Origin of the sequence: Oceaniglobus roseus (assembly GCF_002869745.1) — a bacterium.
GTDB lineage: Bacteria > Pseudomonadota > Alphaproteobacteria > Rhodobacterales > Rhodobacteraceae > Oceaniglobus > Oceaniglobus roseus.
In genome coordinates this window covers 195,566-210,459 of record NZ_PNOS01000001.1, presented here as the reverse complement: position 1 = coordinate 210,459, position 14,894 = coordinate 195,566, and the positions used below count along the sequence as shown (strand labels likewise).

The 14,894-nt window shown below is 68.8% G+C and carries 14 protein-coding genes; 8 read left to right on the top strand and 6 right to left on the bottom strand.

Going from position 1 to position 14,894, the window contains the following annotated elements:
• Positions 1 to 26: 26 nt before the first annotated feature.
• From A7B20_RS01030 to fliF, 6 genes are all read right to left on the bottom strand, one after another.
• Positions 27 to 1,676, bottom strand: a complete 1,650-nt coding sequence (locus A7B20_RS01030; protein WP_216641154.1) for an MFS transporter — start codon at positions 1,674 to 1,676, stop codon at positions 27 to 29.
• 75 nt (positions 1,677 to 1,751) lie between these two features.
• On the bottom strand, positions 1,752 to 2,453 hold the full coding sequence (locus tag A7B20_RS01025) for a hypothetical protein (protein WP_157937572.1): 702 nt from the start codon (positions 2,451 to 2,453) through the stop codon (positions 1,752 to 1,754).
• 163 nt (positions 2,454 to 2,616) lie between these two features.
• On the bottom strand, positions 2,617 to 3,348 hold the full coding sequence (fliP, locus tag A7B20_RS01020; protein ID WP_102106679.1) for a flagellar type III secretion system pore protein FliP: 732 nt from the start codon (positions 3,346 to 3,348) through the stop codon (positions 2,617 to 2,619).
• 2 nt (positions 3,349 to 3,350) lie between these two features.
• A complete protein-coding gene (locus A7B20_RS01015) occupies positions 3,351 to 3,653 on the bottom strand; it encodes a FliM/FliN family flagellar motor switch protein (RefSeq protein ID WP_102106678.1) in 303 nt (100 codons plus the stop codon).
• Positions 3,646 to 4,266: a flagellar biosynthesis protein gene (locus A7B20_RS01010; RefSeq protein WP_102106677.1), complete on the bottom strand. Its 621-nt coding sequence runs from the start codon at positions 4,264 to 4,266 to the stop codon at positions 3,646 to 3,648. Before A7B20_RS01010 ends, A7B20_RS01015 begins: the two co-directional genes overlap by 8 nt.
• Positions 4,266 to 5,864 carry a flagellar basal-body MS-ring/collar protein FliF gene (gene fliF, locus A7B20_RS01005; RefSeq protein ID WP_102106676.1) on the bottom strand — a complete coding sequence of 533 codons (1,599 nt, stop codon included), beginning with the start codon at positions 5,862 to 5,864 and terminating at the stop codon, positions 4,266 to 4,268. The genes A7B20_RS01010 and fliF overlap by 1 nt, the downstream gene beginning before the upstream one ends.
• A 123-nt stretch (positions 5,865 to 5,987) precedes the next feature.
• Between fliF and A7B20_RS01000 the strand changes: the two genes are divergently transcribed.
• The 8 genes from A7B20_RS01000 to A7B20_RS00965 all read left to right on the top strand — a co-directional run bounded on the left by A7B20_RS01000 (position 5,988) and on the right by A7B20_RS00965 (position 14,891).
• Positions 5,988 to 6,476 (top strand): flagellar basal body-associated FliL family protein, encoded by a 489-nt coding sequence (locus A7B20_RS01000; protein WP_102106675.1) that lies wholly within the window; start codon positions 5,988 to 5,990, stop codon positions 6,474 to 6,476.
• Positions 6,477 to 6,485: 9 nt separating this feature from the next.
• Entirely contained in the window at positions 6,486 to 6,968 is a 483-nt protein-coding gene (locus tag A7B20_RS21520; protein ID WP_245866443.1) for a hypothetical protein, read from the top strand.
• Positions 6,965 to 7,558, top strand: coding sequence for a MotE family protein (locus A7B20_RS00990; protein WP_102106674.1), 594 nt, complete (start codon positions 6,965 to 6,967; stop codon positions 7,556 to 7,558). Before A7B20_RS21520 ends, A7B20_RS00990 begins: the two co-directional genes overlap by 4 nt.
• Before the next feature lie 57 nt (positions 7,559 to 7,615).
• Complete coding sequence (gene motA / locus A7B20_RS00985; protein WP_102106673.1) at positions 7,616 to 8,479, top strand: flagellar motor stator protein MotA; 864 nt, start codon at positions 7,616 to 7,618, stop codon at positions 8,477 to 8,479.
• A complete protein-coding gene (locus A7B20_RS00980) occupies positions 8,476 to 10,611 on the top strand; it encodes a hypothetical protein (protein WP_102106672.1) in 2,136 nt (711 codons plus the stop codon). The genes motA and A7B20_RS00980 overlap by 4 nt, the downstream gene beginning before the upstream one ends.
• Before the next feature lie 352 nt (positions 10,612 to 10,963).
• The gene (gene flhA / locus A7B20_RS00975) at positions 10,964 to 13,045 is read left to right on the top strand and encodes a flagellar biosynthesis protein FlhA (protein ID WP_102106671.1); all 2,082 of its coding nucleotides are present in this window, start codon (positions 10,964 to 10,966) and stop codon (positions 13,043 to 13,045) included.
• A complete protein-coding gene (locus A7B20_RS00970; protein WP_102106670.1) occupies positions 13,042 to 13,815 on the top strand; it encodes a flagellar biosynthetic protein FliR in 774 nt (257 codons plus the stop codon). The genes flhA and A7B20_RS00970 overlap by 4 nt, the downstream gene beginning before the upstream one ends.
• Positions 13,812 to 14,891 carry an EscU/YscU/HrcU family type III secretion system export apparatus switch protein gene (locus A7B20_RS00965; RefSeq protein ID WP_102106669.1) on the top strand — a complete coding sequence of 360 codons (1,080 nt, stop codon included), beginning with the start codon at positions 13,812 to 13,814 and terminating at the stop codon, positions 14,889 to 14,891. The genes A7B20_RS00970 and A7B20_RS00965 overlap by 4 nt, the downstream gene beginning before the upstream one ends.
• Positions 14,892 to 14,894: the final 3 nt, after the last annotated feature.

The window sequence follows — 14,894 nt, the reverse complement described above, 5'->3', positions numbered from 1 at the left end:
GCCACGGCCGTTGCGCGGCGGTGGGATCAGGCGGTCTGCTGGCCCGGGTCGGGCAGCTCGGGTTCGGGCTTCAGCGGGGTATCGTCGACCCGGGGCACCGTCTGGCGTTCGATCATCCGGGTCACACGGGGCGCGGCGGGGCCCTGGTGCAGGGCGAGAAGGCGCTGGTAGGCGTCAAGATCGGCCTGGGTGCGGCGCTGGTTGTGACGGATGTATTCGACCCAGGTCGGGACATGATAGCTTTCCGACCAGCGGTCGGGATGTTCAAGGTCGCGCATCAGCGTCCAGTGCTGGGCACCGTCGCGGATGCGGATCCGGCGGCGCAGCGCCATGACCGACAGGAACTCGGGCACGTCGCCCTGGCGGATGATGTATTCGACCATGATGTTGATCGGCCCGCTGCGCTGCGTCAGATCCAGGCGCAGCGGCGGTTCCTTGAACTGGTTCAGCGGGTCGAGGTTCAGCATCCCGAAGCCCGGCAGGGGCATTTTCAGCCCGACGAGCGCACCGAGGACCAGAACCACCGCGGTGCCGAGCAAGGCCGCGCCGACACCGAAACCGTCGGAGACCGCCCCCCAGATCCAGCTGCCCGCCGCCATGCCGCCGAAGACTCCCGTCTGGTACAGGGCAAGCGCGCGGCCCACCACCCAGCGCGGGGTCGACAGCTGCACCGTGACGTTGAACATCGACAGCGCCACGACCCACCCCGCCCCCGCGACAAGCAGGGCGATGGCCGAGGGGATGTAGTGGGTGGACAGGCCCTGTACCGCGGCCGAGGCGGCGAAGGCCACGAAGGCGCCCCGGGCCACCGTTTCGTTCTCGAACTTCGCGCGCAGGGTCGAGGTGATGAAGGCGCCGCCGACCGCTCCGACTCCGAAACCGCCGAGCATGATGCCGTAGACCAGCGCGCGGCCCTCCAGCAGGTCGCGCACCACCACCGGCAGCAGGGCCAGGATCGCGACTGCGGACAGACCGAAGAGGAAGCCGCGGAAGATCACGCGGATCAGGTTCGGCGACATGGCGACATAGCGCAGGCCGGCCATGAAGGCGCTGGTGAAGGGTTCGCGCGGCAGGCTGCGGGGCTGCGGTTTCGGGCGCCAGATCAGCAGTGCCCAGATGATCGCGATGTAGCTGGTGGCGTTCACCGCGAAGGCCGCCGCGGCCCCCAGAAGCGCGACGATGGCGCCGCCGATGGCCGGACCGACGCAGCGCATCAGGTTGAACCCCATGGAGTTCAGCGCCACGGCCGACGGCAGGTCGTCGCGCGGGACGATGTCGCCCATGGTGGCCTGCCATGACGGGTTGTGCAGCGCCGTGCCGCAGCCGATCAGGAAGGTGAAGGACAGTAGCAGCCAGGGGGTAAGCCAGCCCTCCCAGGCCATGAAGGACAGCAGGATGGACACCGCCAGCATGAAGCCCTGGGCGATCAGCATCACCCGGCGGCGGTCGTAGTTGTCGGCGAAGACCCCCGCAAGAAGCGAGAAGATCATGATCGGCAGCGTGACCGAGCCCTGCACCAGCGCCACCATGTGCTGGGAGTCGGTCAGAGTCGTCATCATCCAGGCGGCGCCGACCGATTGCACCAGGCCGCCGAAGTTGGACGCCAGTGCCGCCACCCAGAGCGTGCGGAAGGTCGGGTTCCGGAACAGGTGAAGGGCGGGCTTGCGGTCGGGCACGGGGGGCGTCCTTGGGCCGTGTGGCATCGATCCTTGATAGGGGACCGGGCGGGGGCTGCGCAATCGGGCGGCGGATCAGCGCTGGAGGGTGAGCGCGAAAAGACCGGTGCGGATCACCGCGCGCAGCAGGCCCGTCCGGCCGGGTCGCGCATCGTAGGTGAGGTCGAGCGACAGGTTGGTGAAGCGGAACGGCGACAGGTGGCCCGGCCCGGCGACGACGTTGTAGGACATGCTGCACGTCAGAAGATCGTCCTTCGTTTCCGCGCTGCCGGGAGAGACCTGGATGACCCGGCGCCCGTCGTACATGCGGAAGCCCTGCGGGCAGCCCTGGCTGTCGACGATCCGGCCGAACCCCTGGGCAAGGTCGATGACACCCGCCGGCACCTTGGCGGCGTCCGACAGCGGCGTCTGCTCGTCGGCGGGGCTGACGGTGGTCTGGATGACCCGGCCGCCGTCCAGAAGAACGGCGATGTCGCGGGATTTCCGGGCCGAGCGGCTGGTGCCGGTGTACTGGCGCAGCCTCCGACCGTTGGCCGAGACGGATTCCGACAGCGCCTCGAAGGTGCCGTCGCCGACGCCAAGCGGCGTGTTGTTCAGGTTGGTGAGCAATCGCGCCGTCCGTCCGGCGCCGCTTCCCGCCGCGTCGAAGCTGATCGTGCCGAGGGTGCGCCCGCCGAGCATCGCGCGGAAGGTTTCGGCTCCGACGGGAAGCGGTATGGCAAGGAGGGCTGACAGGAACGCAAGGCGCAGCAGGCGAAACGGTCGAAACTGGGACATCGGGGGCAAGCTCCGGGCGCGGCGGGGCACAGTCCCCGTGGCTTTGGTTTGGACCCGATCCACGGGCTGTGCAAGGCCAGCGGAATGAAGACCCGCGCCGGCACCGGCAGGATCCGATCGCAGTGTCCGGCATGCCGGGCTTCCGGGCCGGGTCGGACCTGCCTCAGAAATAGCTGCGCACCAGGGCGCCCGAAACCAGGGTCCATCCGTCGGCCACGGCGAAGAAGGCCAGCTTGAACGGCAGGGACACGATGGCCGGAGGCACCATCATCATCCCCATCGACATCAGGATCGCGGCAACCACGAGGTCGATGATGAGGAAGGGCAGGAAGATCAGGAAGCCGACCTGGAACGCCCGCTCGATCTCCGACAGCAGAAAGGACGGGACCAGCAGCGAAAGCGGCGAGTCGGGCGAGAGCGTGACGTCGGCGGTGTCGGGGCGCAGGGTCGTCAGCGCCTCGAAGGTGCCGGGGTCGATGCGGCCCGCCATGAAGCTGCGGAACGGGGCCAGGACCAGCGGCACGGCCTGGTCGATGGGGATCGCGCCATCGGTCAGCGGCACGATCCCGTCGCGCCATGCGGCGAGAAAGACCGGTTCCATCACGAAATAGGTGAGGAACAGCGCCAGCGTCACGATCAGCATGTTCGGCGGGGACTGCTGAAGCCCGATGCCCTGCCGCAGGATCGACAGCACCGTCACGATGAACGGGAAGCAGGTGATCATGATGGCGAGCCCCGGCACCAGGCTCAGCACCGTGATCAGCACGAGCAGCTGGACCGAGCGCGCCGTCAGCGACGCCCCTTCCCCGAGGTCCAGAGTCACCTGCTGCGCGAGGGCGGGCTGCAGCGCGAGGCAGAAGAGGAGCGCGGCAAGGCCGAGGGTCCGCAGGCGCAAGATCAGAGCCCGTTCTTCAGATCGGCGATCTCGGTCAGGCGCACCGCGAGCTGCCCGGTCCGGTCTCCGTCGAGCTCCTGCAATTCGCCCCGCGCGATCAGGCGGTCGCCGATATAGAGCTCGACCGGATCCTGCACCCGCGAGTCGAGCGGCAGGATCGCATCGGGGCCGAGGCGCAGCAAGTCGCGCAGCATCGGGCGGGTCTTGCCGACGGAAATCGTGATCTCCACCGGCACGCGCGAGAAGGGATGTGCCGTCGTGTCCTCGCCCGCAGCGGCGTCGGCAGCGTGATCGCGGTCATCCATGGCGCAGCGTCTCCCGGTTCAGGTCGTCCAGCGCCGACAGCGCTTCGGCAATGGCGGCGCGGGCGCCGGCCAGGTCGATCTCGCGCTCAGCGGCGCCAAGGCGCAGGTACATCCGGCCCGCCGCCACGCTCGGCTCCTCGACCAGGTGCAGCGGCAGCGCGGTGATCCCTCCGATGATCCTGCGCAATTCCGCGGCACCGTCCGGAGCCACCATCAGCTGGACCGGCGCGTCCGCCAGGTCGTCGACCAGCGTCTCGCATTCCGCCAGCAGCCGCGGCACGAGCGTCTGGTGCAGAAGGTCCGGCAGCAGCTTCTCGAGCAGCGCCCGCAGCAGCGGCGTGAGCGCCGACATGACGTGCGCCCGCGCCTCGTGATAGGTGAAGCCGAGGTCTTCGAGATGCCTCAGCAGGGCCGCCTCCTGCTGCTGGAGGTCGACCTTCGCCGCGGCCGTGGCATCGTCCCAGCCGGCGGCATAGCCCTTGTCGAACGCCACGAGGGATCCATCCGTCGGCGGCGAAGCGGCAGGTGCCGCGTCGAGATCCGGAATGTGCGACGGCGACCGCACGTCGCCCGGCGGCGCGCCGAAGTCGTCGAGGCGCAGGGGGTTTGGCATCAGGCGGGCTCCTCACTGTCTTCCATCCAGGCCTTCAGGATCTCGATCGATTCCTCCTTGCGCTCCTCGATCAGGCGCCGCAGGCGGTCCACCGGCTCTTCCGGGCCCGCGGGCGTCTCGGCCTCCCCGAACAGCGGCTGCATCGGCTGCGGCATGAACGGACCGTCCGAGATCTCGCCGCTGAGGAAGGGGCTGAAGGCCGGTTCCCCGGGTTCGGGCTCCGGTCCGGCCAGCGCCATCGGCTGTGCCTCGCGGCGGGGGGCGAGGATCGGGCGGACGACGAACAGCCCGAGCAGCAGGATCACCGCGGCCAGCACGCCGAGTTGTGCAAGGCGCATGGCATCGATGTCGATCGGGCCGAAGAGGCCGGGTGCGGGGGGAGAGCCTTCGTTGCCCACCGGCTCGAACTGCATGGTCTTGACGGTCAGGCTGTCGCCGCGCGCCTCGTCGAACCCGCTGGCTGCCGCAACCAGTTCGCGCAGCGCCTCGACCTCCGCATCGGGCCGGGGCTGCCACGTCGTCGTGCCATCGCCGTTGATGACCGTCAGCCCGTCGATCAGCACGGCGACGGACATCCGCCGGATCGCGCCGGGCTGGCGCAGCACGTCGCGCTGGACCTCCGACACCTCGTAGTTCACCCGCTCGCGCGTGACCGCGTTCTCGCTCTGGGAGCTGCCGCCACGCGCGGCTCCGGCGCCGTCGGGCACGTTGCTGGCCACGGTGACGTCGCCTCCGTCCTTGTCGCTGGAGGCCGAGGTCGTCTCCTCGGTCTCCTGGCTGACGGCGACCTTGCCCTCGGGATCATAGCGCCGCTCGGTGATCTGTTCGCGCTCGGTCACCGTTTCGACGTTCACCTCGACCACCGCCTTGCCATAGCCGACGCGCGCCTCGAGCAGACGTTCGACATTGCGCTTGATCTCGGAGGCACGGTCCTGGCCGCGGCCCGGCACATCGCCCTCGGCCTCCGAGGGCAGGACGACGCCGGTCCGCGAATCGATCACCGACACATCCTTCGGCGCCAGCCCGGCCACGGCGGAGGCGACCAGGAAGCGCAGGGCGCGGGCATGGGCGGGAGAGAGCGCGCCGCCGGTCGTCGTCACGGTCACCGAAGCGGTCGGCGGCACGTCGCGCTGGAACGGCTTGGTTCCGGGATTGGCGATGTGGACCCGGGCGTTCTGGATGTCGGGACTGGCGACGATGGTGCGCGCCAGCTCGCCCTCCTTCGCCCGCCAGTAGGCGGCATCGAACATCTGCGAGGTGGTGCCGAAGCCCGACAGGGAATCGAGCAGCTCGTAGCCTTGCGAGGAATTGCGCGGCAGACCCTCGGAGGCCAGGGTGAGACGCAGCTCGTCGCGCCGGGTGCTGTCGACGAAGATCGACGCGCCGCGGATCTCGTAGGCAACGCCCTGCGCCTCCAGCGCCTGCACGATCTCGCCTGCCGCCTCGTTCTCGAGGCCCGCGTAAAGAAGGGTCATGGAGGGGGTGGTGGAAAGCCGGAACAGACCCGCGCCCGCCACCAGGATCGCCACGGCAGCAAGAACGGCGATGACCTTGCGCTGGGCGGAAAGGTCGGTCCATCGCGATGCCAGCTGTTCCAAGATCACCCTCCTGACGGTGCGGGCTTCTGCCCTCTCTCCGTTCGTATGGACCGGCGCGGCTTAACATTCGGTTAGTCTGAATGGGGCTATCAGGGGTCATCGGACCTCTGATGGAACACCCGGATGGCACAAGCAGAAGCTGAACTGGATACCTCGCACGCCCCGCAGAAATCCGGGCGCAAGGGGCTGTTGATCGGCGGGGTCCTGGCCCTGATCCTTGGCGGCGGCGGATTCTACGCCGTGCATAGCGGCATGATTCTCGGCGGACACGACTCCGGTGCCGAACCGGCACCGCCGCCCGAGGCGCCCGTGATGCCGAACATCGCGTTCATCCCGCTCGACCCAATTCTCGTCTCCCTCGGATCGGGCAGCCACGCGCTGCGGTTCCTCGGGCAACTCGAGGTCGACCAGCCCCGGCTCGAGGAGGTGACGAAGCTTCTCCCGCGGGTGATCGACGTGCTGAACAGTTACCTTCGGGCGGTCGAACCGGTCGAACTCGAGGATCCGGCCGGCCTGATGCGGCTGCGGGCTCAGATGCTGCGCCGGATCCAGGTCGTGGTCGGCGAGGGTCGCGTGCGCGACCTGCTGATCATGGAATTCGTGTTCAACTGAGGACCCGGCATGACCCTGATCTCCGACATCCTGATGATCGCCGGCGCTCTGGGGGCCGCATTCTACTGCGTCGTCCTGTCCCGCCGTCTGAACCGCTTCACCGACCTGGAAAAGGGTGTCGGCGGGGCCATTGCCGTGCTGTCCGCACAGGTCGACGACATGACACGGACGCTGAAGGCCGCCCAGGCGGAGGCGGGTGCTTCGGGCCGCTCGCTCGAGGAACTGACGCAGCGGGCAGAGGATGTCGCGCGACGGCTCGAACTCAACGTCGCGGCGCTGCACGACATCGCCGATGCCGCGCCGCCCCCCGTCTGCGAACGTGATCCCGACCCTGCGCCGGAGGTTGCCGCGGCGGACGCGCCGGTGCCCTTCCGGCGCCCCACGGCCAGGACAGAGCCGGAGCCGCGGAACGTGACGCACACGACCGCCGCGCCGCCCGTCCGGTCCTTCTTCGCCAGCCACCGCAGCGCGACGCTGGAGGAGGCGCAATGACCCGCGGAAAACATCCCGGACGCAGGCGCCTTCTGGGGCCGCTTTCGTTCCTTGCCCTGATCCTGGCCCTGTCCGGTGCGCTGCGCCTCGCCGGGGGAACCGGACAGGCCATCGCCCGCGAGGTCCAGGCGCTCGGCCCTGCCTCGGACGCGAACGCCGACACGGGCGCCTGCGCCCCCGATCCGGACGTCGCCGCCGTTCTGGACGCGCTCGCCGAGCGAGAGAAACGCGTGGAAGAGCGGGAAGCCTACATCGCCGAACGTTCGGCCGCCCTGGCCGGCGCCGAAAAGGAACTCACGGCGCAACTCGCCGAACTTAAGGCGGCGGAGGACCAGCTGGAACAGACCCTGGCACGGGCCGACACCGCGTCGGAAGAGGACATCGCCCGGCTGACCGCGGTCTACGAGAATATGAAGCCCAAGGAGGCCGCCGCCCTGTTCGAGACGATGGCCCCGGATTTCGCCGCGGGCTTTCTTGGCCGGATGCGTCCCGACGCCGCCGCCAAGGTGATCGGGGGACTGTCGGCGGAGGCCGCCTATTCGATCAGCGTTGTGCTCGCCGGGCGCAATGCCAACGCCCCCAAGGAATGACCGGACACTGTCCTTGCGCCGGATCGCACCGACCTTTCAGAAGGAGACACCTGCCCCATGTTCGGAATGATCGGAATCGCCGTCATTTTCGTGATGGTCTTCGGCGGCTACATCGCCGCCGGGGGAAAGATGGGCATCATCCTGAAGTCCCTGCCGTTCGAACTTGCGATGATCGGCGGCGCCGCGGTGGGCGCGTTCCTGCTGTCCAACGACGGACCCTCGGTGAAACGGACCGCCCGGGACATCGGCAAGGTCTTCAAGGGCCCGCACTGGAAACCGCAGGATTATCGGGACCTTCTGTGCCTGCTGTACGAGCTGATCCGGCTCGCCAAGCAGAACCCGGTCGGCCTGGAAGAACATATCGAAGGCCCCGACAGCAGCGAGATCTTCGGTCGCTATCCGAAGATCCAGAAGGATCACGAAGCGGTCGAACTGATCTGCGACACGCTCCGCTCGGCCTCGATGAACTATGACGATCCCCACCAGGTGGAGGAGGTGCTGGAGAAACGGATGGAGGCCAACCTGCATCACGCCATGCACTCCAGCCACGCTCTGCAGAGCGTCGCCGACGGTCTTCCCGCGCTCGGCATCGTGGCGGCCGTTCTCGGCGTCATCAAGACCATGGGCTCGATCGACCAGCCGCCCGAGGTTCTTGGCAAGATGATCGGCGGGGCGCTCGTGGGAACCTTCCTGGGCGTCTTCCTGGCCTACGGTCTGGTTGGCCCCTTCGCCGCGCGGGTGAAGACGGTGATCGAGGAGGACGCCCATTTCCACCAGCTGATCCGCGAGGTGCTGGTCGCCAACCTCCACAACCACTCGCCCAGCATCTGCATCGAGGTCGGCCGCCAGAACACCCCGCATCACATGCGCCCCGGGTTCAGCGAGCTCGAGGAATCACTGAAAGGTGCGAAGGCGGCATGACCCGGTACGGCATCCCTCCATCGCTGGTCGGCGCCGCTCTGGCCCTCCTGCTTCTGGCATCCGCCGCCCGCGCCCAGGGGGTTCCGGTCCGCACGGCCGAGCATGATGGCTTCACCCGCATCGTGGTGGACTTTCCCCGCAGGCCGGACTGGCGTCTGGGGCGCGCAGGGGACCGGTACGAGCTGCGGGCGCCGGGGACCGGCGCCTACGACCTGTCGGACATCTACCGCCGGATCTATGCCGATCGCCTGCAACGGCTCGAGGACCTGGGCGACGGCAGGCTGGGGATAACGCTGGGCTGCGTCTGCAACCTGTCGGTGATTGAACTTCCGAACCAGGGACTCGTGATCGACGTGCGAGATGGAGCGCCCGCACCGGACGACCCCTACAACATCGTGCTCGATCCCGGGGAGATCACGCCAGCCCTCTCACGCGACATGGCGTCGCTCCGTCTGCCGGTCGTTCTGCCACCCCCCGCGGCATCGCTGGACCTTGCAGCCCTGGGCGGGCCGCCGAGGGATTCGGCGGAGGGGCCCGACCAGGCGGCGGTGGAGCGGGTCACCGCGTTACGCGAGGAACTGATTGCGCAGATTGCGCACGGGATGACGCAAGGCATGGTGAAGATGGACACCGGGCGGCTCGACCAGCTGCTGAGGTCCACGCAACCGGCCGCCGAGGCCGAAGCAACACCACCGCCGCCCGAACCTGCTCCGCTGCCCGGAGCACATATGCGGATCGAGACCCAGGTGGACCGGGACCGCCGGGCCCGGACCGGGTCCTTGGACGGGACGCCGCCGCATCTCTGCCTGGACGACGAATTGTTCGACGTCGGCAGCTGGTACGAACCGGAGCAGCTGTCGCGAAGCGTCGGGGCGGCCTATGCGGCCCTGTTCGACGCGCGCGACCGGCCGGATGCCGCAGCCTATCGCAACTTAGCCCGCGACATGCTGTATCGCACTTTCGGTGCCGAGGCCCGATCCGCCATCCGGGAAGGCCCCGCCGACATTCCCGATCGCGATATCCTCGAGGACATGGGCCGGATCATGGATGGCGATACCGTTCCGGAGCGGAGCGTCATCGCCCGGCAGATCGACTGCAATTCGCCCGGCGCGCTCTGGGGGCTTCTGGCGCAGGATGCCGTGACCCCAGATACGCGCATGAACACCGAGGCGATCCTGCGGACGCTCTCGGCCTGGCCGCCGCACCTGCGCCGCCACCTCGGACCGAGAATTGCACGGAAGTTCCTCGACGCAGGCGACCGCGACGCAGCCCTTGCCGCGCGCAATGCCGTGGAACGGGGCGGTTCCGGACCCACGCCGGAAGCCGCCATGCTCGAAGCCCAGCTTCGGCTGGATGTCGGCGACCATCGGTCGGCAGAGCCGATCCTGGCCGAAATCGCCGCCTCACGCACCGTGGAAGCGGCAGGCGCGCTTGCGGACCTGATCGCCTCGCGGATCGAATCCAACGGATCGGTCGGCGACGACCTGCTGGACAGCGCCCGCGCCCTGGCCTTCGAACTGGAAGCGGACCCCGCCGGGCAGGCCCTGACGGCCAGGATCGTCGAGGCGCTGGTTCACGAGCAGCGCTATGCCGAGGCACTCGCGGATCTGCGCGACGGGCAGAGCCGCGAAGCGCTTCCGCCGGAGACTGCGGAGCAACTGCGCGATCGCACGTTCGCCGCGCTGGCCAAGCGGTCGGACGACGCGACGTTTCTCGAACTGGCTTTGCCGGCCCTTGGCGAAGCACCGCTCGGATCGGCGGCCCGGCTCGCGGTGGCGGACCGATTGGTCGCGCTCCGTCTGCCGGAGCAGGCGCGCAAGGCCCTCGGCGTAAACCTGGCAATCCCGAAACCACGAGAAAGGATCCTTCTGGCGCGGATCGCCCTGATGGAGGATCGGCCACGGATCGCCGAAAGCTATCTGGCCGGCCTGGAGGATCAGGAAGCCCAGGCGCTGCTAAAGAAGGCAGCCGCACGACCGGATGCGGTCCCCGATCTCCCGTCACCCCCGGCGGAAACTACTGTCGCGATACCCGAGGCTCCAACCGGTCTTCTCGCGCGCAACCGCGATCTGCTGGGCGCAAGCCGCGAGCGGCGGCGCGCCCTGCAGAACCTGCTGCAGACCGGGGGATGATGGGGCATTCCCGCGCCAACGCTTTCTTAAGGCCCACCGGACAAGGCTGGCACGACGGCAGCTTGCAGAACGCAAGGCAGATCATGACATCTTTTTCAAATCGGCGTCCCGCGCCCGCGCACCTCGCAGTCGGATGCGTTCGCAAGCCTTCCGTCCATGTTCCGGGCGGCAATGCAGGCGGGCGCGTGGCATGCACTGCCGACGTCGCTCGGCAGGGTCGGCGGGAAGGAAACACACCGCAGATCCGGCGGGTTACCGAGACGGAGCGCTGGATGCACCGCCTCGGGATCTCGTTGCGGGCCGCTCTTCCCAAGGGTCGCCCCTGCTGCATCATGGCGTCCGGTGACGGCCCATGACCTTCAGCATCCGCACCCTGTTCCAGCCGACCATCCTTCTCGCGCTGGCGCTCATGGGCGTCATCGTGATGATGATCCTGCCGATGCCCGCCTGGGTGCTCGATGCGGGACTCTCGGTGTCCTTCGCGCTCGCGATCCTGATGTTCACGCTGACCCTGTTCATCGAACGCCCGCTGGAATTCTCGGCCTTCCCGACGATCCTCCTCGCCTCGCTGATGCTGCGCCTGTCGCTGAACGTCTCGTCGACGAAGCTGATCATCGGCCAGGGCCACACCGGCACCGGCGCGGCCGGCGACGTGATCGAGGGGTTCGCCATGTTCGTCATGGGCGGCAACCTGTTTCTCGGCCTTGTCGTCTTCGGCGTTCTGATGATCGTGAACTTCGTCGTCATCACCAAGGGCGCCGCGCGCATGGCGGAGGTCGGCGCCCGATTCGCGCTGGACGGGATGCCGGGCAAGCAGCTGGCCATCGACAGTGACATGTCGGCCGGCGCCATCGACCATGCCGAAGCGAAGCGGCGGCGCGAAAGGGAACAGCAGGAAACCACCTTTTTCGGCTCCCTCGACGGCGCGTCGAAATTCGTCAAGGGCGATGCGGTCGCCGGCCTGCTGATCACCTTGCTGAACCTCGTCATGGGCCTTCTCATCGGCGTCGCGGTCCACGGCATGCCGCTGGGCCGCGCGTTCGAGACCTACGCGATCCTGACGGTCGGCGACGGTCTGGTGACGCAGATTCCCGCCGTGATCATTTCCATCGCCTCGGCGCTGCTGCTGGCACGGGGCGGGGAGACCGGATCGACCGACACCGCGATCTTCAGCCAGCTCGGCCGCTTCCCCTCCGCGCTCGGCACCGTGGCGCTGCTGATGATCCTGTTCGCGCTGGTGCCGGGCCTGCCGTTCCTTCCGTTCATGGTCTGCGGCCTGGCCCTTGGCGCCCTGTCCTGGCAGGTGCGCCGCAGGGCGGCCGCGGCCCGCGCCACGCCGGAACGCCCGAAGGAGGATCCGGGCGCGCCGGTCGAGATGGCGATGGGCGACATCCTGGATCTCGACGACATCCACCTCGAATTCGCCGCGGACCTCGTGCCGATGGTGCTGGACCCTGCGACGGGTCTCGACGCGCGGATCGGCAACATGCGGCGCCACGTCGCCGGCGTCTACGGCGTGATCCTGCCCGAGATCCGGCTGACCGACGACGCCTCGCTGCCCCGGGGCACCTACGTCCTGCGCATCCAGGGGGTCGAGCAGGTGCGCGACCGGGTGTTCCCGAACCAGGTGCTGGCGCTCACGGGCGAGGCGACGGAACTGCCCGCCGGAGAGGATGTGCGCGAGCCGGTCTACGGCGCGCCCGCCCGCTGGATTCCGTCCGATGCCCAGGACGCGGCGGCGCTGGACGGAATCACCACGGTCACCCCCGCCGAGGTCCTGGCGACACATCTGCTGGAGGTGATGAAGCAGAACCTGCCGCGGCTGCTGACGCTGAAGGCACTGCGCCGCCTGCTGGACGAATTCACCAACCTGTCGGATCCGAACCGCGCGGCGGCGAACCGACGCCTCCTGGACGAACTGGTGCCGGACAAGGTGCCGGTCGACCTGCTGCTGGCAGTGCTGCGCCTGCTGCTGGCCGAACGTGTCTCGATCCGCAACCTGCCGCTGATCCTGGAAACCATAGCCGAGGCCCGGGGCAGCCGCTCCACGCCCGAGGCGATCTGCGAACTGGTGCGCCAGCGGCTGAGCTTCCAGCTGGTGGCCAAACTCCGCCGCCCCGACGGCACCCTGCCCCTGCTGCAACTCGCCCCCGAATGGGAGGAAACCTTCGCCGCATACCAGATCGAGTCCGAGGCCGGCGCGCCCGATGTCGCCCTCCCGCCGGAGGACTTCAACCGCCTCGCCGGCGCCATCGCCGAGACCGTCAGCAAGGTCGGCGAATCCGGCATCGCGCCCGCCCTCGTCACCTCGTCCCGCCGCCGCCGGTTCCTCCACATGGTGATGGCGGCCAAGGGAATCGCGACGCCGGTGCTGTCCTTCGAGGAGATCGGGACCGGCTCCCGCCCCGCCCTGGTCGGCGTCGTGGCGGCATGACCGGGGCGGCGCAGGTCCTGGCCGAGGTCCAGGCGTTCCTCACGCTCGGCTTCGTCGTGTTCCTGCGCGTCGGTGCCGCCGCGGCGCTGCTGCCGGTGTTCGGCGAACGGGTCGTGCCGATGCGCGTGCGGCTGGTGCTGGCCCTGGGGCTGACCGCGATCGTCGCCCCGGCCGTGGTGTCGCAGATGCCCGACCTGGCGCGCGCGCCACGGTGGGACCGGCTGCTGCTGTCGGAGACCGTGATCGGCCTGGCCCTGGGCGCGATGCTGCGGCTGTTCGTCCTGGGCCTGATGATCGCCGGGTCGATGGCGGCACAGGCGACCTCGCTCGCGCAGATCTTCGGCGGACAGGCGGCGGATCCGATGCCCGCCATCGGCCACATCATGGTGATCGGCGGCCTGGCGCTTGCCGCGATGCTGGGGTTGCACGTCAAGCTGGTGATGCTGTTCCTGCTGTCCTACGACGTCCTGCCGCCCGGCCAGCCGCCGCCGGCCGAGGATCTGCTGACCTGGGCCGTCGATCATGTCGCACAGGTCTTTTCCCTGGCCTTCAGCCTTGCCGCGCCGTTCATCATCGCCTCGCTGGTCTACAACCTCGCGCTCGGGGTCATCAACCGCGCCATGCCGCAGCTGATGGTCGCCTTCGTCGGCGCCCCGGCGATCACCGCGGCCGGGCTTGCCATCCTTGCCATCGCCCTGCCGCTGATCCTGTCGGAGTGGTCCGACGCGCTGGACCGTTTCCTCGCCGTCCCCTTCGCCGGGGCGCCATGAGCGACGACAGCGACGAGGACAAGCAGCACGAACCCTCGCAGAAGAAGCTCGAGGATGCGCGCAAGAAGGGCGAGATCCCGCGCTCGACCGACCTTTTCACGGCGGCGGGCTATGCCGGCTTCCTGATGGCCGCCGCGGCCCTTGGCGCCGGAACGCTCTCGGCCTTCGGCAAGAGCCTCTCGGGCCTCCTGATCCGCCCGGTCCAGCTGTCGGACCAGATCTTCACCGGCAGCGGGCCGGCCCTGTCCGGCGCCTTGATGGCCGAGATCGCGGTCGACCTCGCCCCGTTCCTGCTTCTGCCGACCGCGGCCGTCCTCCTGTGCGTCTTCGCCCAGCAGGCGTTCACGGTCACGCCCTCGAAGATCGCACCGAAGTTCAGCCGGATCTCGCTGCTCGGCAATGCCCGGAACAAGTTCGGGCGCGGCGGGCTGTTCGAGTTCGCCAAGAGCTTCGTCAAGCTCGTCATCTACTCGGCGATCCTCGGCAGTTTCCTCTGGGCGCGGATGCCGTCGATCCTGAACAGCATCGCGCTGACGCCGGGGCAGATCACCCTGAAGATGCTGCACCTCTCGGTCAGCTTCCTGATGCTGGTGCTGGCCGTCGCAACGGCGCTTGGCGCGGTCGACTTCCTGTGGCAGCGGGCCGAGCACATGCGCAGGAACCGCATGTCCCACAAGGATCTGCGCGATGAGGCGAAACAGAGCGAGGGCGATCCGCAGATGAAGCAGCAGCGGCGCCAGAAGGGGTACGACATCGCGATGAACTCGATGCTGGCCGACGTGCAGAAGGCCAGCGTGGTGATCGTCAACCCGACCCACTATGCCGTGGCGCTGGAATGGACACGCGCCGCGGGCCGAGCGCCGGTCTGCGTGGCCAAGGGGGTGGACGAGATCGCGGCGCGGATCCGGGAACGGGCGGCCGAGCACGGGATCCCGCTGCACAGCGATCCGGCGACCGCGCGGCTGCTGCACGCCACCCTCCGCCTCGGCGAGGAGATCCGGCCCGACCACTACGCTGCCGTGGCCGTGGCGATCCGCTTCGCCGAGGAGATGCGGCGGAAGGCCCGCAGATGGTGAAAC